General features: G+C 64.9%; 18 protein-coding genes. 10 read left to right on the top strand and 8 right to left on the bottom strand.

The window, feature by feature from the left end:
- The first annotated feature begins 10 nt into the window (after positions 1–10).
- Complete coding sequence (locus JQ572_RS19175) at positions 11–3178, top strand: efflux RND transporter permease subunit (RefSeq protein ID WP_211384380.1); 3168 nt, start codon at positions 11–13, stop codon at positions 3176–3178.
- Here JQ572_RS19175 and JQ572_RS19170 read toward each other — a convergent pair.
- Together JQ572_RS19170 and JQ572_RS19165 are read right to left on the bottom strand one after the other, a co-directional pair.
- The gene (locus JQ572_RS19170; RefSeq protein ID WP_211384379.1) at positions 3175–5442 is read right to left on the bottom strand and encodes a cation:proton antiporter domain-containing protein; all 2268 of its coding nucleotides are present in this window, start codon (positions 5440–5442) and stop codon (positions 3175–3177) included. The two genes, JQ572_RS19175 and JQ572_RS19170, sit on opposite strands and share 4 nt — an antisense overlap.
- Positions 5443–5828: 386 nt before the next feature.
- Positions 5829–7001 (bottom strand): MFS transporter, encoded by a 1173-nt coding sequence (locus tag JQ572_RS19165; RefSeq protein ID WP_211384378.1) that lies wholly within the window; start codon positions 6999–7001, stop codon positions 5829–5831.
- Between the two features lie 59 nt (positions 7002–7060).
- Here JQ572_RS19165 and JQ572_RS19160 point away from each other — a divergent pair, with 59 nt between their 5' ends.
- Positions 7061–7861 carry an AraC family transcriptional regulator gene (locus JQ572_RS19160; protein WP_211384377.1) on the top strand — a complete coding sequence of 267 codons (801 nt, stop codon included), beginning with the start codon at positions 7061–7063 and terminating at the stop codon, positions 7859–7861.
- Between the two features lie 272 nt (positions 7862–8133).
- Complete coding sequence (locus JQ572_RS19155; RefSeq protein WP_211384376.1) at positions 8134–9486, top strand: malonyl-CoA decarboxylase; 1353 nt, start codon at positions 8134–8136, stop codon at positions 9484–9486.
- 290 nt (positions 9487–9776) lie between these two features.
- Here JQ572_RS19155 and JQ572_RS19150 read toward each other — a convergent pair whose 3' ends face one another.
- The 6 genes from JQ572_RS19150 to JQ572_RS19125 all read right to left on the bottom strand — a co-directional run bounded on the left by JQ572_RS19150 (position 9777) and on the right by JQ572_RS19125 (position 14109).
- Entirely contained in the window at positions 9777–10064 is a 288-nt protein-coding gene (locus tag JQ572_RS19150; RefSeq protein WP_211384375.1) for a GIY-YIG nuclease family protein, read from the bottom strand.
- A gap of 219 nt (positions 10065–10283) precedes the next feature.
- Positions 10284–11453, bottom strand: coding sequence for a D(-)-tartrate dehydratase (tarD, locus tag JQ572_RS19145; RefSeq protein WP_211384374.1), 1170 nt, complete (start codon positions 11451–11453; stop codon positions 10284–10286).
- A gap of 125 nt (positions 11454–11578) precedes the next feature.
- Positions 11579–11836, bottom strand: coding sequence for a DUF3297 family protein (locus JQ572_RS19140; RefSeq protein WP_018318553.1), 258 nt, complete (start codon positions 11834–11836; stop codon positions 11579–11581).
- The gene (locus tag JQ572_RS19135) at positions 11833–12309 is read right to left on the bottom strand and encodes a glutathione peroxidase (RefSeq protein ID WP_211384373.1); all 477 of its coding nucleotides are present in this window, start codon (positions 12307–12309) and stop codon (positions 11833–11835) included. The genes JQ572_RS19140 and JQ572_RS19135 overlap by 4 nt, the downstream gene beginning before the upstream one ends.
- 2 nt (positions 12310–12311) lie before the next feature.
- Complete coding sequence (locus JQ572_RS19130; protein WP_211384372.1) at positions 12312–13712, bottom strand: amidase family protein; 1401 nt, start codon at positions 13710–13712, stop codon at positions 12312–12314.
- A gap of 139 nt (positions 13713–13851) precedes the next feature.
- Positions 13852–14109: a DUF6894 family protein gene (locus JQ572_RS19125; RefSeq protein ID WP_211384371.1), complete on the bottom strand. Its 258-nt coding sequence runs from the start codon at positions 14107–14109 to the stop codon at positions 13852–13854.
- Positions 14110–14358: 249 nt separating this feature from the next.
- Here JQ572_RS19125 and pqqA point away from each other — a divergent pair, with 249 nt between their 5' ends.
- The 7 genes from pqqA to JQ572_RS19090 all read left to right on the top strand — a co-directional run bounded on the left by pqqA (position 14359) and on the right by JQ572_RS19090 (position 19448).
- Positions 14359–14439, top strand: a complete 81-nt coding sequence (gene pqqA / locus JQ572_RS19120) for a pyrroloquinoline quinone precursor peptide PqqA (protein WP_007595659.1) — start codon at positions 14359–14361, stop codon at positions 14437–14439.
- A 117-nt stretch (positions 14440–14556) separates the two neighbouring features.
- A complete protein-coding gene (gene pqqB, locus JQ572_RS19115) occupies positions 14557–15486 on the top strand; it encodes a pyrroloquinoline quinone biosynthesis protein PqqB (protein ID WP_211384370.1) in 930 nt (309 codons plus the stop codon).
- A 20-nt stretch (positions 15487–15506) separates the two neighbouring features.
- A complete protein-coding gene (gene pqqC / locus JQ572_RS19110; protein ID WP_249129158.1) occupies positions 15507–16262 on the top strand; it encodes a pyrroloquinoline-quinone synthase PqqC in 756 nt (251 codons plus the stop codon).
- Between the two features lie 11 nt (positions 16263–16273).
- Entirely contained in the window at positions 16274–16585 is a 312-nt protein-coding gene (gene pqqD / locus JQ572_RS19105; protein ID WP_211384368.1) for a pyrroloquinoline quinone biosynthesis peptide chaperone PqqD, read from the top strand.
- On the top strand, positions 16582–17781 hold the full coding sequence (pqqE, locus tag JQ572_RS19100; RefSeq protein WP_211384367.1) for a pyrroloquinoline quinone biosynthesis protein PqqE: 1200 nt from the start codon (positions 16582–16584) through the stop codon (positions 17779–17781). Before pqqD ends, pqqE begins: the two co-directional genes overlap by 4 nt.
- Positions 17771–18757: a prolyl aminopeptidase gene (pip, locus tag JQ572_RS19095; RefSeq protein WP_211384366.1), complete on the top strand. Its 987-nt coding sequence runs from the start codon at positions 17771–17773 to the stop codon at positions 18755–18757. Before pqqE ends, pip begins: the two co-directional genes overlap by 11 nt.
- Positions 18758–18770: 13 nt before the next feature.
- Complete coding sequence (locus tag JQ572_RS19090; protein ID WP_211384365.1) at positions 18771–19448, top strand: DUF4286 family protein; 678 nt, start codon at positions 18771–18773, stop codon at positions 19446–19448.
- The last annotated feature ends 218 nt before the right edge of the window (positions 19449–19666 follow it).

Below are 19666 nucleotides of genomic sequence, written 5' to 3'. Positions count from 1 at the left end.
AGCGCCAGCCATGATCTCAAAGTTCTTCATCGAGCGGCCGGTCCTCTCGAACGTCATCGCGCTGCTGATGATCCTGATCGGCGGCGTCGCGCTGTTCAATCTCGCCGTCGCGCAATATCCCGACGTCGTGCCGCCGACCGTGCAGGTGACGACGCGCTATCCCGGCGCCAGCGCCAAGACCGTGATCGACACGGTTGCCTTGCCGATCGAGCAGCAGGTCAACGGCGTCGAGGACATGCTCTACATGCAGTCCTACAGCGGCTCCGACGGCACCTACACGCTGACGGTGACCTTCAAGATCGGCACCGACCTCAACTTCGCGCAGGTGCTGGTGCAGAACCGCGTCTCCAGCGCGCTGTCGCAACTACCGACCTCGGTGCAGAATCAAGGCGTCACCGTGCAGAAACGGTCGACCTCGATCCTGCTGTTCGTGACCCTGACCTCGCCGGACTCCAGGTTCGACAGCCTTTACTTGAGCAACTACGCCACCATCAACATCCGCGACGAGCTCTCCCGCCTGCCCGGCGTCGGCAATGTCACGGTGTTCGGCGCCGGCCAGTATTCGATGCGGGTCTGGCTCGATCCGAACAAGCTGCAGGTCCGGGGCCTCGTGCCGCAGGACGTCATCCAGGCGATCCAGCAGCAGAGCCAGCAGGTCGCCGCCGGCCAGGTCGGCGCGCCGCCGACGCCGCCGGGCCAGGCGTTCCAGTACACGCTCAATGTGAACGGCCGGCTCGACGACACCAGCGAGTTCGAGAACATCATCGTGAAGTCGGGCACCAGCGGCGACGTCACGCGGGTGCGCGACGTCGGCTGGGTCGAGCTCGGCGCGCAGACCTACAGCCAGATCTTCTCGCTGAACAAGCAGCCCGCCACCGGCATCGGCGTGTTCCAGTCGCCGGGCGCCAACGCACTCCAGGTCGAGCAGGCCGTCGAAAAGAAGATGGCGGAGCTCGCAAAGGCGTTCCCGCAAGGCATGAAGTACGATACGCCGTTCGACACCACGAAGTTCGTGCAGGCCTCGGTGCACGAGGTCTACATGACGCTGATCGAGGCCGGCCTCCTGGTGCTGGTCGTGATCCTGGTGTTCCTGCAGGACTGGCGTGCCATGCTGGTGCCGGCAACCACGGTGCCGGTCACCATCATCGGCGCATTCGCCGCGATGGCGGCGCTCGGCTTCACCATCAACATGTCGACGCTGTTCGCGATCGTGCTGGCGATCGGCATCGTCGTCGACGACGCCATCGTCGTGGTGGAAGGCGCCGCTCACAACATCGAGCAGGGCATGAACGGCCACGACGCCGCGATCAAGGCGATGGACCAGCTGTTCGCGCCGATCGTCGGCATCACGCTGGTGCTGATCTCGGTGTTCCTGCCGGCCTCGTTCCTCGCCGGCCTGACGGGGCGCATCTATTCGCAATTCGCGCTGGTGATCGCCGCAACCGCGCTTTTGTCTGCCATCAACGCGGCCACGCTGAAGCCGACGCAATGCGCGCTGTGGCTGCGGCCTACGGTGCCGCCGGAGCGGCGCAACTTCTTCTACCGCGGCTTCAACGCGGTCTATAACCGCGTCGAGCGGGGTTACACGCGGCTCATTGGCGTGCTGTGCAGGAACAGCACGATCTCGGTCGCGTTCGCGCTGGTGCTGATCGTAATCGGCGGCTACGGCCTGTCGCGGGTGCCGACCGGCTTCCTGCCGATCGAGGACCAGGGCTATCTGATCGCCGCCGTGCAGCTGCCCGACGGCGCCGCGCTGGAGCGGACCCAGAAGGTGCTCGACAGAGCGAGCGAGCTGATCAAGGAGACGCCCGGAGTCCAGCAGGTCATCACCATCGCCGGCATCTCCGCGCTCGACAACAGCGCCAGCCTTGCCAATGCCGGCGTCGCCTACATCATCCTGAAGGACTGGGAGGCGCGCAAGGGACCGGGCGAGGATCTGCGCTCGCTGGTGTACGGGCTGAACGACAAGCTCGCGGCCATCATGGAGGCGCGCACGCTGGTGCTGCCGCCGCCGCCGATCCAGGGCATCGGCAACGCCGCCGGCTTCTCGATGCAGGTCGAGCTGCGCGACGGCAACAGTGATTTCGCCAAGCTGCAAGCAATCACCGGCGCGATGGTCTCCAACGGACAGAGCCAGAGCGCGCTGCAGCGCGTGCAGTCCTCGTTCCGCTCGTCGGTGCCGCAATTCAACGTCGAGATCGACCGCATCAAGACCCAGACCCTGCACGTCACCACCGATCAGGTGTTCGCGGCGCTGTCGACCTATCTCGGCTCGTCCTACGTCAACCAGTTCAACAAGTTCGGCCGCGTATTCCAGGTCTACACCCAGGCCGATCCCGCCTTCCGCGTCACCGAGCGCGACATCGCCAACATGCAGGTACGCAACTCGAACGGCGACATGATCCCGATCGGCACCGTCGCCACGATCACGCCGGCCACCGGTCCGTCGCTGATCAGCCTCTACAATCTCTATCCCTCCTCGACCGTCATCGGCCTTCCCGCGCAGGGCTATTCGTCCGGCCAGTCGCTGAAGCTGATGGAGGAGATCGCGGACAAGACGCTGCCGCCGGGCACCGGCTACGAATGGACCGCGATGTCCTATCAGGAGAAGGCGGTCTCGAACCAGATCTACTGGGTGTTCGGCCTCGCCATGCTGCTGGTCTATCTCGTGCTCGCCGGCCAGTACGAGAGCTGGTACGCGCCGATCTCGGTGATCCTCGCCGTGCCGCTGTCGCTGATCGGACCCATGCTGATCCTCAACGGCCTGAAGATCGACAACAACCTCTATTGCCAGATCGGCCTGATCCTGCTGATCGCGCTCTCGGCCAAGAACGCCATCCTGATCGTGGAGGTGGGCCTAGAGCTGCACGGCCGCGACGGCAAGCCGGTGCTGGAAGCCGCGATCGAGGCGGCCCGCGCCCGCTTCCGCCCGATCCTGATGACGTCGTTCGCCTTCATCCTCGGCGTGGTGCCGCTGGTGATCGCGACCGGTGCCGGCGCCAGCGCCCGCAAATCGATCGGCATCACGGTGTTCTCGGGCATGCTGGCCTCGACCTGCCTCGCGGTGCTGTTCGTGCCGGCCTTCTTCGTGGTGGTGCAGCGCTTCGAGAACTGGCGCGCGTCGAAGAAGGTGGCGAAGACGCAGGTGGCACAACCGGCCGCGGAGGTGAAGTCCTAGGCACTCTCCGCCGGCGATCGCCGCGCCTCGCCGCTCGAGACCAGCAGCACCGAGACCTTCGACTGCCGCAGCACGGCGTCGGCGACGCCGCCGAATGAGAGATGGTCGCCCTGGATGCGATCGACGCCCATCACCACGAGATCGATATCCGTTGTGTCGATCTCGCGCAGGATCGCGGCTTCCGGTGCCCTGTTCACGCGCAACGTCGTGGTGATGTCGACGTCGTAGCGGGCGGCGAGGTCGCTGGTGTCTTTCAGGATTCCCTCCTCCTGGCTCAGCCCGCGGGACGCGCCGCGCTGCGCGCCCTTGTCCCGCGTCGTCGCCACGTAGATCACGCGGAGCGAGCCTGATCCGGCCTGCGCCAGCGCGACCGCGACCTCGGCGCCGCGCTTGGAGACGCCGCTGCCCGAGACCGGGACGAGGATGTTGAGAGCGTCGGGCATCGGTTGCTTCAGGTGCTTGCCCTTGGCCGCCACGATCGCGAGCGCCCCCTCGAACTCCGCCGCGATGTCCTCGATCTTGCGATCGAAGCGCTCGTTGGTCGCGGTGACCCTGTCGACGCCGACGACCAGGAGATCGAAGCCCTTTTTCGCCTCGTCGCCGATCGCCTCGCCGAGCCCGGACTTGCGAACCCGGGTCGTGACATCGACGCTGCCGGCATCGCCGTCGCCATTTGCGGAGACGGTGTCGGCGGCCTTCTTCACCACGACCTCGTGGCTCTTCTCCTCGCCGCGGGCCTTCTCCTGATCCTTGGCGCGCTGGCCGACATGCAGCACCGTGATCGGCAGGCCGCGCATGCCGGCGATCAGGCCGGCGATGTGGGCTGCGAAGGTGGCGTTGACGCTCTCGTCCACCGCCAGCAGGGGACGCTCGAGATTGGCGACGAAGCCGCGCTTCTCGAATTCTTCCCGCTCCAGCCGTTCCTTCTCCTCCTTGTTCATCGGCAGCTTTGCCAGCGCGGCGCGCAGCATCGGCGGCATCGCCATCGTGGTCACGATCGCCATGGTCACGATCATCGTGAACAGGTTCTGGCTGAGCACGCCGATGGAGAGGCCAATGGTCGCGATGATGACCTCGGTCGAGCCGCGCGCGTTCATCCCGCTCGCCAGCGCCAGCGATTCCCTGGTGCTCAGGCCCCCCAAGGTGCCGCCGACGAAGGCGCCGCCGAACTTGCCGACGCTGGCGATCACGACCAGCAGGCCGGTGAGCATCAGCAGATTGGGGTCGCGCAGCACCGAGAGATCGGCGCTGAGCCCGGCAAGGCCGAAGAACACCGGCATGAAGAAGCTCGAGATCAATCCGCGCAGGCGCTCGTCGATCTGCCGCGTCAGGATCGGGGACTCGCCGACCAGAATGCCGGCGACGAAGGCGCCGAGCACGGTGTGGACGCCGATCAGGTGCGTGATCAGCGCCATGCCGCTCATCAGCAGCAGGATCACGGTGATGACAGGCGCCGTGCTGACGAGGTTGTCGTTGGCCCAGCGGATCAGCTGAAACACGAGCCTGCGGCCGATGGTGAAGCTGATGGCGAGGAAGGCGAGCGTGCCCAGCACGGCTTTCGCCACCGAAGCGATATCCAGCGCCCCGTGCGAGGCCAGGCTGAAGATGACCGCGATGATGATCCAGCCGATAGTGTCGTCGATCACGGCGGTAGCGACGATGATCTGGCCGACATTGCGGCGCATGAAGTTCATCTCTCGCACGACCACGGCGACGATCTTCACCGAGGAGATCGACAGCGCCGTGCCCATGAACAGCGAGGCCACCAGGCGCTGCTCCGGTTGGGGCAGCAGCGCATCGGGCAGGAACTCGCCCAGCGCGAAGCCGCAGGCAAAGGGCACGAGGATGCCGGCGATCGAGATCGCGATCGCGGCCTTGCCGACCTTCCTGACCAGCTTCAGGTCGGTCTCCATGCCGGTGAGCAGCAACAGCAGCAGGATGCCGAATTGGGCGATGCCGTCGATCATCGCCTTCTGCTCGGGCGTCTTGGGAAAGATCGCGTGCTGCGCCTCCGGCCAGATCCAGCCGAACAGCGACGGCCCGAGGATGATGCCGGCGAGCAATTCGCCGATCACCGAGGGCTGGCCGATGCGCTGCATGATCTCGCCAAGGCCGCGGCCGACCGCGATCAGCAGCACGATCTGCGCCACCAGCAGGAATTCGGACGGGCCGGCGGATTTGCCTCCCTCGGCACTGGCCGCAATGGTGGTGAGGACAAGCGCCGCGGGGACAAGACCGACCGGTCGGAACAGGCGCCACTGCATGCAGGTGTCTTTCCCCCTTCATTCGCCGCGGCGAGGTGCCGGCGGCGACAGGGACAGAACCCGCGGGAGGCAGAGGGAGTTCCCTCCAACAGAAAAGTCGAAAACAACCCCATGCACAGTAGAGACGGGGTCGAAAAAGCTTAAGAAATTTCGGTCTTACCGAAACTACTTGCTCCGTCGGGCAAAACACCGGCATGATGGCATCATGCGGCGGCATACGTGACGTGGCGCAACGCACGCCGTCTCCCCGCCATTGCGAGCTTCTCCGTCATTGCCAGCCAACGGGTCCGCGCGAACGCGCGGCCCGATGACAGGCTCCGCGAAGCAATCCTGAGTCCTTCCGCGGAGACAGTATGGATTGCCTCGCTACGCTCGCAAGGACGAGATCACGCCGCCTGCGGCGTCCTGATCTCGCGCGGGAGGATGATCGCCGCCGCGATCGCCAGCAGGCAGAGACCGGCAAAGGCATGCAGCATGGTGACGAAGCCGCCCTGCTCGTAGAGCCAGGCGACCAGGCCGACCGAGGCGCCGGCGGCGGTGAAGCCGATGAAATAGCGCACGGCGTAGGCGCGCGAGCGCCATTCCTCGCTGGTGTATTTGCCGACCATGGCATCGTTCACCGTGACCTGCCCGAACGCGCCCATGACGATGCCGATCGAAACCAGGATCAGCGGCAGATTGTTCAGGCTCGCCGCGAGATACAGGAACGGCGCCAGCATGAAGGACAGCGGCAGCGCCACCGTCTTCAGCGAGTAGCGGTCGAGCAGCCGGCCGATCGTGTACTGCGTCATCGCGCCGAACACGTAGACGCAGGCCGCGATGACGCCGAGCAGCGCCGGACTTTTGGTCAGATCCGCAAGCCGCTCCGCGAACAGCTTTGGCAGCGCGACGGTGACGGCATTGAACGTCGTCGAGATCGCGATCACGACGATCAGCAGCGCGAGGATCACGCGCCACATGTCCTGCTTGGCCACGCGCGCCTGAGCTGCCGCCTGCCTGGAGCCCTTGCGATCCTCATGCACGACCGTCATCGCGAACGCGATACCGATCAGGATGGTGACGATGCCGGGGACGATGAAGGCGAAACGCCAGCCGAGATACTGGCCGATCACGCCGGTGACGAGTGCGGAGGAAGCAACGCCGAGATTGCCCCAGACGCCGTTCAATCCCATCTCGCGGCCGAGCTTGTCGGCGTAGGACACGATCATCGCGGTGCCGACCGGATGATAGATGGAGGCAAAAATGCCGATGGCGAGCAGCGCCGCGCCGAGTTGCGCCTGCGTCTGAACGAAGCCGACCGAGATCATGGACAGGCCGATGCCGACGAAGAAGATCAGCATCATGTGGCGGCGGCTCCAGCGGTCGCCGAGCCAGCCGGTCAGCAGCGAGCCGGCGCCGAAGGCGACGAAGCCGGGCGTCGCATACGGCAGCAGTTCAGAATAGGCCATGCCGAGCGCCGGCCCCATGATGATCACGGCGGCGGCGAAGATCAGCATCGCATAATGGTCGATGAAATGGCCTGCGTTGACGAAGCTGATCACCCGGCTGGGGCTGTTCATGCGAATCCTCTCCTGCTCCGAAATGAGTTATATGTCCACCCCATGACGGGATGCTGCCAATGACTGTCGTCGAAACGCCAATCCTCCGGGAGGTCCGGAGCAACCACCGCTCGCCGGCGGGCGTGCATCTGGTCGCCCGCGACTATCCCAAGGGCATGCGGATCGATCCGCACATGCACCGCGAGGCACAGCTGATCTATGCCGCCAAGGGCACGATGCAGGTGACGACGCCCGGGGGCCGCTGGCTGGTGCCGCCGGACCGCGCGGTGTGGGTGCCGGCCGGGCTCCAGCACGCCATCGATCTGCTCGCCGACATCGAGATGCGCACGCTGTATTTCGACCTGCCCTGGCTGAAGCGCCAGAAGCGCCATGAGGGACTCACGAAGGAGTTCGTGGTGCGGGTGTCGCCGCTGCTGAACCAGGCGATCCTGGCGCTGTTCGACGCGCGCAATACGGAAGAACGCACCGAATTGCTGGTGCGCCTGGTGATGCTGGAACTGCATCAGGCCGAGGATTCCGCGACCTTCGTGCCGCTGCCGCACGAGCCGCGCTGCCGGCGCGCGGCGATGATCGTGCTCGACGATCCCACCGGCCTGCACGACATCGACACGCTGGCGCGCGAGGTCGGAACCTCCGCCCGCACGCTGTCGCGGCTGTTCTCGACGCAGACGCAGCTGAGCTTCAAGAGCTGGTGCCAGCGCGCCCGCATCGCGGCGGCGATCCACCGGCTGTCGACGGATGCCGGTGTATCGGTGAAGCAGCTCGCGACCCAGCTCGGTTATGCCAGCGTGCCGGCCTTTTCGGCAGCGTTCCGCCAGGTGACGGGGCGGACGCCGAAGGAGTTTGCGCGGAAGGGGTAGGTCCCCAACCTCCGTCATTGCGAGCGTAGCGAAGCAATCCAGACTTTTGCCGCGGAAAGACCCTGGATTGCTTCGCTACGCTCGCAATGACGGCGGGTGAGGCAGCCGCCTTGTTCTCCAAATGGGTGAACCGGTCAAGATTGGGCATGACAGCATTCTCGAAACGCACGGCCCAGCTAAAGTTGCCAAATTCCTCCGCTTGATTGTGATCGGCTTCCGCCTAAATCCCGTGTAAGCTTACCGCATCGCACAAACCGGATTCGAAAGCCCAGATGGCCAACGCCTTCTTCTCCGACCTGCTCGCAACGATTTCCGAGCGCGGCCGCACGCTGCTTCGCCGCGGTGACGGCCAGGACACCAAACAGGATGCCGACGGGCTGATCGAGCTGTGCGGCGCGCTGCTGTCGGGCCGGGGCGAAGCTTCGGGCACCGCCATGGCGCGTGAGGTGCTCGACATCTACCAGGAGTTGGATGCGACGGGACGCCGTGCCTTCTTCGACGCCCTGGTGCGCGATTTCGGCCCGGATCGGGAGCGTCTGTCGAAGGCGATCGAGGCATGGCGTACCAAGCCCAGTGACGAGGACGCGAGCTTCCTGCACTTCGCCTCGGAGCCGCGCCGGCAGGAGCTGATCCGCCGCCTCAACCGCGCGCCGGGCGGCACCGGCGACCTCGTCAACATGCGCGCCGACCTGCTCGGCATGATGAACGGGCACACCGATCTCGCCGCGCTCGATCGCGACGTCTCGCATCTTCTCTCTTCGTGGTTCAACAGGGGGTTTCTCGTGCTGCGCAGGATCGACTGGTCGACCCCGGCCAACATCCTCGAAAAGATCATCCGCTATGAAGCCGTGCACGAGATCAGCGACTGGGACGATCTGCGCCGCCGCCTCGATCCGGTCGACCGCCGCTGCTACGCCTTCTTCCATCCCGCGATGGTCGACGAGCCCCTGATCTTCGTCGAGGTGGCGCTGACCGAGACGATCCCGGGCGCAATCGCGCCGCTGCTTGCCGTCGATCGCCAGTACCTTCCCATAGAGAAGGCGCGCACCGCGGTGTTCTATTCGATCTCCAACACCCAGCGCGGCCTCGGCGGCATCTCCTTCGGCAGCTTCCTGATCAAGCAGGTGGTCGAGGAGCTGCGCCGCGAAACGCCGAAGCTCGACACTTTCGTGACGCTGTCGCCGGTGCCGGGCTTCATGTCATGGGTGAAGCAGGACAAGGACATGCCGCTGTCGGACGAGGACCGCGAGGTGCTCAAGCGCCTCGACGATCCCAAATGGTTCGAGAACCCCGAGACGACCGCGCTGCTCCGCGCCGTGATCGAGCCGCTCGCGGCGCACTACTTCCTCAAGGCGCGCACGCCGAAGGGCAAGCTGATCGACTCCGTCGCCCGCTTCCATCTCGGCAACGGCGCGCGGCTCGAACGCATCAACTGGCTCGGCGACCTCTCGCCGAAGGGCCTGCGGGAATCCGCCGGCGTCATGGTCAACTATCTCTACCGCCTCGACGACATCGAGAAGAACCACGAAGCGTACGCCAATGACGGCGAGGTCGTGGCGTCGAGCGCGGTGAAGAAGCTGCTGAAGGGCGAAGGCAGGCGGCTGCTGGATATGAGGCTGTCGTAGACGCTCGCTCCACACCGTCATTGCGAGGAGCACTTGCGACGAAGCAATCCAGACTGGCTTCGCGGAAAGATTCTGGATTGCTTCGCTTCGCTCGCAATGACGAGTGCCCTCGCGCGATCCCGGCCGCTGTCCGCCGCAGGCCCAGGCGCCCACAAGCAATATCGCCCGCTCCGTCGTCATTGCGAGGAGCACTTGCGACGAAGCAATCCAGACTGTCGCCGCGGAAAGACTCTGGATTGCTTCGCTTCGCTCGCAATGACGGAGAATGTGGCGGGCACCCGGGCTCGAGGTCAGATCAGCGTCTCGTACAAATCCGTCCAATCCGGATTGATGCTCTCTATCAGAGCAAGCTTCTTTGCCCGGCTGCCAGCCTTGATCTGCTTCTCGCGCGTAATCGCGTCGGTCATGGTGGCATTTAGCTCGTACCAGACGAGGAGCTTGCAGCCGTACTTCGAGGAGAAGCCTTTCACGAGACCCTCGCGATGCTCGAACGCGCGGCGCGGCGGATTGGAGGTAACGCCCGTGTAGATCGTCCCATTGCGGCGATTGGCGAACATGTACACGCAAGGCTGCTTCATGATCACCCTCATTTGAGAGAGCTTCAAGACTATCACAACCAAGAGATGATTGTGAGCAACGGCCGCGATCGGCGCGATAAAAATATGCGGACTCTCATTGCACGTCATTGCGAGGAGCCCTTGCGACGAAGCAATCCAGACTTCCGCCGCGGAGAGAATCTGGATTGCTTCGCTACGCTCGCAATGACGGAGAATGTGGCGCGGCCGTCGCCCCCAACGTTACTCCGCCAGCGCCTTCATCTCCTTGTAGAGATCGGACTTGCCTTCGAAGCCGATCCCTGAAAGCTCCGGCATGGTGATGTGGCCGTTCTCGACGCGGACGCCGTCGGGGAAGCCGCCATAGGGCTGAAACAGGTCGGGATAGCTTTCGTTGCCGCCCAAGCCAAGGCCTGCTGCGATGTTGAGCGACATCTGGTGGCCGCCGTGCGGGATGCAGCGGCTGGGCGACCAGCCATGGGTCTTCAGCACCTCCAGCGTGCGCTGGTATTCGCACAGGCCGTAGGACAGCGCGCAGTCGAACTGCAGCCAGTCGCGGTCGGGGCGCATGCCGCCGTAGCGGATCAGATTGCGGGCGTCCTGGTGGCTGAACAGGTTTTCGCCAGTTGCCATCGGGCCCGGATAGAATTCGGCGAGCGCGGCCTGCAGCGCGTAGTCGAGGGGGTCGCCGACTTCCTCGTACCAGAACAACGGATAGTCGCGCAGCATCTTGGCGTAGGCGATCCCGGTTTCGAGATTGAAGCGGCCGTTGGCGTCGACGGCGAGTTGCGCGTCCTTGCCGATCTCCTTCAGCACCGCCTCGATGCGGGTGCGGTCGTCCTCGATCGGCGCGCCGCCGATCTTCATCTTGACGACGTTGTAGCCGCGGTCGAGATAGCCGCGCATCTCGCCGCGCAGCATCGAGAGATCCTTGCCGGGATAGTAATAGCCGCCGGCGGCGTAGACGAACACGCGCGGATTGGCTTTGACGCCGTGACGCTCCGCGAGCAGGCGGAACAGCGGCTTGCCGGCGATCTTCGCCACCGCGTCCCACACCGCCATGTCGATGGTGCCGACCGCGACCGAGCGCTCGCCATGGCCGCCCGGCTTCTCGTTGGTCATCATCGCGCCCCAGACCCTGTCGGGGTCGAGATTGTCGCCGGACGCGTTCAGCAGCGACTTCGGATCGGCCTCCAGGATGCGCGAGGCGAAACGCTCGCGGATCAGGCCGCCCTGCCCGTAACGGCCGTTGGAGTTGAAGCCGTAGCCGACGACCCGCTTGCCGTCGCGCACGACGTCGGTGACGACGGCCACCAGGCTCGTCGTCATCTTGGTGAAGTCGATATAGGCGTTGCGGATCGGGGACGAGATCGGTTTTGTGATCTCGCGGACGTCGACGATGCGGACGGACATGGGGTTCAGCCTTCGATGGTCATTTTCGTCATTGCGAGGAGCTCTTGCGACGAAGCAATCCAGACTGTCACTCGCGGAAAGATTCTGGATTGCTTCGCTTCGCTCGCAATGACGGCGGTTGGACTTTACTTCTTGTCCCTGAAATACGGCTCCACCGGCCCGTGCACCTTGATGGTCAGCGGGTTGCCGTGGCGGTCCTTGGCATTGCCGGCGGTGACGCGGACCCAGCCTTCGCTGATGCAGTACTCCTCGACATTGGTCTTCTCGACGCCCTTGAAGCGAATGCCGACGTCGCGCGCCAGGATGTCCGCGTTGTAATAGGGGCTGTTCGGATCGACCGACAGGCGGTCGGGAAATTCGTCGCTCATGATTGTCTCGCTCATAACAGGGTCTCGATTTGCTGCCGCAATCCTTCGGGCCGGGCGGTCGGCGCGTAGCGCGCGATCACCTTGCCGGCACGGTCCACCAGGAATTTCGTGAAATTCCATTTGATGGCGGCGCCGAGCAGGCCGGATTGCTGGCGTTTCAGGTACTCGTACAAAGGGTGCGCGTTGCTTCCATTGACGTCGATCTTCTCGAACAGGGGAAAGGTGACGTCGTAATTGGCCGAGCAGAACGCCTGGATCTCGCTCGCCCGCCCCGGCTCCTGCGCGCCGAACTGGTTGCAGGGGAAGCCGAGCACGGAGAAGCCGCGCGGCGACAAGTCGCGATAGAGATCCTCGAGGCCGCGATATTGCGGCGTGAAGCCGCATTTGCTCGCGGTGTTGACGATCAGCAGCACCTGTCCCTCGAAACGGCGCATGGCGACTTCGTCGCCGGCAAGCGAGTTGGCCTTGAAGTCGTAGATCGCGGACATCGCTAGCCCACGGGATCGATCGGCGACGGCGGCACGCCGCCCGCCTCGATCGCTTCGCCGGCGAGGAGGCAGAGATCCTCGCGGTAGCGGCCGGACACGATATGCACGCCGACCGGCGCCTTGCCGACGAGGCCGGTGGAGACCACCAACCCCGGCAGCCCCATGAAGGGAATGGCGATCTGCGGCAGCTGCGCTTCCCAGACGCGCTTGAAGGATTCGTCGTCCTTGCGGTCGAGGTGATCCGGGAACGGCAGCTCGCCGGAGACCGGCGTCAACAGTACCGCGTAGGTCTCGAAGAACGCCATCCAGTCGCGGGTCAGCGTGGCTCTTCGGGTCAGCGCCTTGGCGTAATTCGCCTGGTCCATCGGCGTCACCCTGCTGCGGTTGCCGCGCAGGCACGCCAGCGCGCCGGGATCGCCCTCGCGCTCGGCCATTTCGAGTTGCGCCTCGTAGCCGTCGCCGAGCCAGAGCTTGATCTGCCACTCGACCGCTTCGCGCATCGGCGGGGTGTTCTCGATTGTCTCGACGGTCCAGCCCGCCCGCTCCAGGCGCTTGCCGGCGTCAATCACCGCGGCCTTCACCTCAGGCGTGGTCGCAAGGCCGTCCGGGTTGAGGCAGAGCGCGGCGCGCTTCGGCCGCGCCGGGCCTTCCAGCGGCGCCGGCACGAACCAGGGGTCGCGGGCGTCGCGGGCCGACATCGCGGCGAGCGAGATCCTGATGTCGTTGACGGTACGCGCCAGCGGACCCGACACCGCCATGATCTGCGGCCCGATCGGGCGCTCCGGCAGCGCCGGGTTGAAGGCGGGAATCCGGCCCAGCGTCGGGCGCAGGCCGTGCACGCCGCAGGCATAGGCGGGATAGCGGATCGAGCCGGCAATGTCGGTGCCATGGGCGATATGGCCGATGCCGGCCGCAACCGCCGAGCCGGCGCCGCCGGACGAGCCGCCCGGCGTCAGCGAGGCATCGCGGGGGTTCTTGGTGTCGCCATGGACCAGATTGGTGGTGAACCAGCGATAGGAGAAGGCCGGGCAATTGGTGCGCCCCAGCAGAACGGCGCCCGCTTTGCGGAAATTGGCGACCACGGGATTGTCCTCGCGCGCGATCAGGTCGCGCTGGAGTTTCAGGCCGTTGGTGGTGGCAAAGCCCTCCTGGTCGACATTGGCCTTGATGGTGACGGGCACGCCGGCGAGGACACCGGGGTCCTCGCCCCTCGCGATGGCGGCATCGACGGCGTCGGCCTGCTTGAGCACGTCGTCCGGCCGGTGGTCGATCACGGCGTTGAGCCTGGGATTGACGGCGTCGAGCCGGGCGAGCCCGGCCTGGGCCGCCTCCCTGGCGGAGACTTTTTTGGCTTTGACGAGGGTGACGAGGTCGGCGGCCGACAGGCGCCAGAGATCTTGCATGGCGAACTCCGTGTAACCACCGTCTTTTAGCGCCGGGAACGCGGCAAAGCCATGCGGATTTCGCAGCGGCGAAGGGGGTGGGATGCGCGGACTATGGCCGCAACCGCCGTCATTGCAATGACGGCGGAGAGAGCCGTGGTTAATGCCGCGTCGCAGACTGGTCCGGGATGTCCAGGAGCGCCTCGGTGAAGGGGAATTCGAGCACGATCTCGCCTTCGACGTCGGTGACCTCGATCACCGCCTCCATCAGGGCCGGCTGGGCGCCCTCCGATTTCACCACTTCCAGGATCATCTGGCGGGCGACCTCCCAGGCGCGATCGGGATTGCGCAGATCCTCTCCCTCGGGATCCACGATCAATTCGTCGCCGATGCGGGTGTTGAAGAAATATTTGGGCATCACGAGATCCAGCTAAAGTCGCCTGTACCGGATTGAAAGCTGCACTGCACTCACAACTGCTTTATCAGGACAGCGTTCACGACCGAATGCGCCAGGCGCAGGGCCGCATCACCAGAAAGTACTGTTCCCCGCGCATTTTTCGCGGCGCAATATGGCCCTGCTCGGGAAAATTTCACTGGCGAACTTTTGTGCTCGCAGTAACTTAGCCTCGGGCGGATACGTCCGAAATCTCGAAAATGGAGAGCCAAAATGGCCTGGAAAGCCCCCAAGATCGTCGAAGTGCCCTGTGGCATGGAAATCAACATGTATGTGAGCGCCACCCGCAAGTAAGCGGTTGGTGATCTGCGTTCTGCGCAGGTGGATCTTTCGGTCACGATGCATGTCCGGAAGACAGGATTTGTGTCGGCGTGAGGTCCACCTCGCGACATTGCCTCCAGGAGACGGATCATGCTTCGCGTCGTCGTCCTGGGCGCCGGGGCCGGCGGCGGAGTTCCGCAATGGAATTGCGGTTGCGAGGGCTGCCGGGCGGCGCGCAGCCACGGCCAAGAGCTTCATCGAACCCAGGCCTCGGTCGCCTTCAGCGGCGATGGCGAGCACTGGTTTTTGATCAACGCTTCCCCTGATCTCCGCCAGCAATTGAATGCCACGCCGCAGCTGCATCCCAAGGCAGGCGCGTTGCGCCATACGCCGATTGCGGGCGTGATCCTGACCAACAGCGAAGTGGACGCGGTCGCGGGCCTGCTGTCGATGCGCGAGGGCTCGCCCTTCACGGTCTATGCGCACGAGAAGGTGCTGGCGATCCTGAACAGCAACAGCATCTTCAACGTGCTGAACGAGAAGAACGTCAGGCGCCAGCCGATCGCCATCAACGAGCCGTTCGAGCCGCGGCTGCCGGACGGCGCGCGCTCGGGGCTCGAGGTGCTGCCTTTCGCGGTGCCGGGCAAATCGGCGTGGTATCTGGAAGGCAAGGCACATCCCGGCGGCGAGAGCGGCGACGGCGACACGCTGGGGCTCAAGATCACCGACAAGTCGACCGGCAAGTGCTTCTACTTCATCGCCGCCTGCGCCGAGGTGACCGACGCACTCAAGGCCGAGATCGACGGCGCTGCGCTGGTGTTCTTCGACGGCACGGTCTGGCGGGACGACGAGATGATCAGGGCCGGGCTCGGCCACAAGACCGGCAAGAGCATGGGTCATGTCGCGATGTCCGGCGACGACGGCGCGATCGCGCGGCTCGCCGACCTCACACTCGACAGGAAGATGTTTCTGCATATCAATAACTCGAACCCGGCGCTGCTGCCTGGCTCGCCCGAGCGCAAGTCTGCCGAGCGGGCGGGCTGGCAGATACCCGCCGACGGAACGGAGATCGTGCTGTGAATGCCGCGTCACCGACTGGAATGACCGCGCTCTCGATCGGCAAGGACATCAGGCTCACTAGCGCCGAGGAGCTGGAGGCGACGCTGCGCCATATCGGCGCGACGCGCTATCACAGCCTGCATCCGTTCCATAGGCTGCTGCATGGCGGCAAGCTGAACAAGGGCCAGGTGCAGGCCTGGGCGTTGAACCGCTATTATTACCAGAGCACGATCCCGATCAAGGACGCGGTGGTGATCTCGCGCTTCCGCGACCGCGCCACCCGGCTGGAATGGCGCCACCGCATCGAGGACCATGACGGCGATGTCGGCAGCGAGGGCGGCATCGAACGCTGGCTGAAGCTGACCGAAGGCCTCGGGCTCGACACGGCCTATGTGGAATCGACCGAGGGCATCTTGCCGGCGACGCGCTTCGCGGTCGAAGCCTATGTCCACTACTGCCGCGAAAAGAGCCCGCTGGAGGCGATCGCGTCCTCGCTGACCGAATTGTTCGCGCCGAACCTGCACGAGGAGCGTATCTCCGGCATGCTGGAGCACTACGACTTCGTCAATCCCGATATCATGAGCTACTTCAAGCGGCGCCTGGCCCAGGCGCCGCGCGATGCCGGCTTTGCGCTCGATTACGTCAAGGCGCATGCCACGACGCCGGAGCAGCGCGCGCAGGTCTGCAATGCGCTGATCTTCAAGACCAACGTGCTGTGGGTGCAGCTCGATGCGCTCCAGCACGCCTATGTCGAGGGCCACATTCCGCCGGGCGCGTTCGTGCCCAAAGCGGGTTAAGGGATAAAGCGATGGCCGGGCCGCGCAATATCAGCGTCAGCGAGGCAAGCCGCCCGGTGCTGCCGCGGCACGCCAGGCTGAAATACGACGAGACGCGACAAGTCTGGGTGATCCTGGCCCCGGAACGGGTGCTGGCGCCGGACGAGATTGCGGTCGAGGTCTTGCAGCTCTGCAACGGCGAGCGCAATGTCGGCGATATCGCCGATCAGCTGGCCGCGAAATATGCCGCACCGCGCGAGGCGATCCTGGCCGACGTCATCGTCATGCTGCAGGATCTCGCCGACAAGGGCTTCCTCACGGAGGCCCGGGAGAAGACGTCATGAGCGATGTGCTCGGCAACCCGGCAATTCCACCCGACGCCAGCGACAGCCTCGCGGTGCTGGAGAAGCAGCGCTCGACGGCGGAAACCTTCGGCATTCCGCTGGCGGTGCTGCTCGAGATCACCCATCGCTGCCCGCTGCAATGCCCCTATTGCTCGAATCCGGTCGAGCTCGACCGCTCGGGCAAGGAGCTGACCACCGGGGAATGGAAGAAGGTCCTGAGCGAGCTTGCCGAGATCGGCGTGCTGCAGGTGCATTTCTCCGGCGGCGAGCCGACGGCGCGCAAGGATCTCGTCGAGCTGGTCAAGCATGCGAGCGACGTCGGCCTCTACACCAACCTCATCACCTCGGCCGTGCTGCTGACGCGCGAGCGGCTGAGCGAGTTGGCGGACGCCGGGCTCTGCCATGTCCAGATCTCTTTCCAGGGCGTCGAAGAAGGCCTCGCCGATCGCGTCGCCGGTTATAAAAACGGGCATCGCAAGAAGCTCGAAGTGGCGAAATGGACCCGCGAGCTGGATCTGCCGCTGACCGTCAATGCGGTGATGCACCGGCAGAACCTGCATCAGCTCCCTGACATCGTCCAGATGTCGGTTAATCTAGACGCCGACCGGCTCGAGGTCGCCAACGTGCAATATTACGGCTGGGCGCTGAAGAACCGTGCCGCGCTGATGCCGACAGTGGCGCAACTCGACGAGTGCACCCGGATCGTCGAAGAGGCGCGCGAGCGGCTGAAGGGGCGGCTGACGATCGACTACGTCGTTCCCGACTATTACGCGCTGCGGCCGAAGAAGTGCATGGGCGGCTGGGGCCGGCAGTTCTTCAACATCTCGCCCGCCGGCAAGGTGCTGCCCTGCCACGCCGCCGAAAGCATCACCGGGCTCGACTTCGAATCGGTGCGTTCCAACCATTCGATCGCCTGGATCTGGCAGAACTCCGAGGCCTTCAACCGCTATCGCGGCACCGGCTGGATGAAGGAGCCGTGCAAGTCCTGCGAATTCCGCGAGATCGATTTCGGCGGTTGCCGCTGCCAGGCCTTTGCGCTGACCGGTGACGCCGCCAACACCGACCCCGCCTGCGCACTGTCGCCATTGCACGAAACCATCTTCAAGCAGGCCGAGCGCGAGGCCGAAGGCGAGACCAACCGCTTCCTCTACCGCAACTTTGCCGGTGGCACCTTGGAATCCGAGAATGGCGCCTGACGCCGACGCGGCCGCATCCGCCAGGCGCGCCGATCCCTTTGCGCCGCTGACCTCCGAAATGCTCGATGTCGGCGAGGGCCACGAGCTCTATGTCGAAAGCGTCGGCCGGGCCGACGGCATTCCCGCCATCTATCTGCATGGCGGCCCCGGCAGCGGCTGCCAGCCCGATCATCGCCGGCTGTTCGATCCCGACCGCTTCTGCGCGGTGTTGTTCGACCAGCGCGGCTGCGGCCGCAGCCGTCCCAAAGGATCGCGCCAGCACAACACCACGGCGCACCTGATCGCGGACATGGAGAAGATCCGCGAAAAATTCGGCTTCGAACGCTGGATAGTGGTCGGCGGCTCCTGGGGCGCGACGCTGGCGCTGGCTTATGCGCAGGCGCATCCCGGGCGCGTCAGCGGCATTGCGCTGCGCGCGACGTTTCTCGGCACGCGCGCGGAAGTGGAGACGGCCTTTACCTCGCGCCTGTCGCAATTCTATCCCGCGCTCTACGAGGATTTTCTGAGCGTACTGCCGCTAGAGGAGCGCGAGCGGCCGGTGGAAGCTTACTATCGCCGCATCCTCGATACCGATCCCGCCGTGCACGGGCCCGCGGCGCGCGCCTGGCACGACACCGAACGCGCGTTGTCGGAACACAAGGCGGCAAAGACGCGGCTGGACCTGGCGTCGCTGAACGTGTGGCGCACATTGCCGGCGACGCCGTTCATGGAGGCGCATTATTTCGTCCACGACAGCTTCATGACGGAGGACCAGCTGTTGCGGAACGCCGGCAAGCTCGATGGCATTCCCGGCATCATCGTTCAGGGCCGCTACGACCTGTTGTGCCCTCCTGAGACATCTCAGGCGCTGGCGAAGGCGTGGCCGGGTTCCGAGATTCGCATCGTGGAAGAAGCCGGGCATTCGCTCTATGATGCCGGCGTGCGGGACGCGGTCATGAAGTCGATCGCAGACCTCGCATCAAAGGCCGCACGATAACAGGACAAGAAAAATGCCGCTCGCCGGGAAAGGCATGCTGCTGACGTCGATGAATATCGACGCGGCCGATGAGGCCGATTTCAACCGCTGGTACGATCGCGAGCATCTGGAAGAGCGCGTTGCGATCGAGGGATTCCTCGAAGCGCGGCGCTATGTCGCGCACGCCGCCAATCCCAAATATCTCTGCCTGTATTCGACCGCGACGCTCGACGTGCTCGACAGCCCTGCCTACCGGGCGCGGCTCGCCAACCCGACCGACTGGTCGCGGCAGAGCATGGCGCGGTTCAAGGACATGCTGCGCGTCGTCGCGCGGATCACCATCAGCAACGGAGCAGGGCGCGGCGCCGCGCTCGGCGTGGTGCGGCTGCGGCCGACCCCGGAGAATGCCGTGGCGTGGCGTGACGCACTGCAAGAAAGGCTGGCGCCGGAAAAACACGACGGCATCATCTCGATGCATCTGCTCGAAAGCGAGCCGGAATTGTCGGGTGCGACGCCTGAGATTCCGGCAATGCGCAACGAAGGTGCACGCGACTGGTTCGTGCTGATCGACGGCACCCGTGTCGGCGCGGTCTCGGCGGTCATCGCCGAAAGCTTCACCGGTCCTGCGGCAGCGCCCTTCCCGCTTCCGGTCTCGGTCGGCACTTACGCGCTGATGTGGGATCTGGCGAAGAGCGAGATCGCGCGCGGCTGAAGCAGCGCAGCGCAACATGTTGCACCGCCGCATTGCTGCGCGCTTCCGTTAATGCTGTGCGCGCGCAGCTCCCATGAAAGAGGGAAAGCGCGAAAATTTGCCGTTGTACTTCGGACCGGTTCTAATAAGCTAACCCAATGACGTCATTCAGAAACCAGATCGACGCACGTTAAGCGTTCGCCAAGCTCAGAAGAGGCCGCCGGGTCTTTGAGCCTGCG

It is taken from the genome of Bradyrhizobium sp. SZCCT0153, assembly GCF_018129995.1.
Classification (GTDB): Bacteria; Pseudomonadota; Alphaproteobacteria; order Rhizobiales; family Xanthobacteraceae; genus Bradyrhizobium; species Bradyrhizobium japonicum_G.
This window is presented reverse-complemented; position numbering and strand designations above follow the sequence as displayed.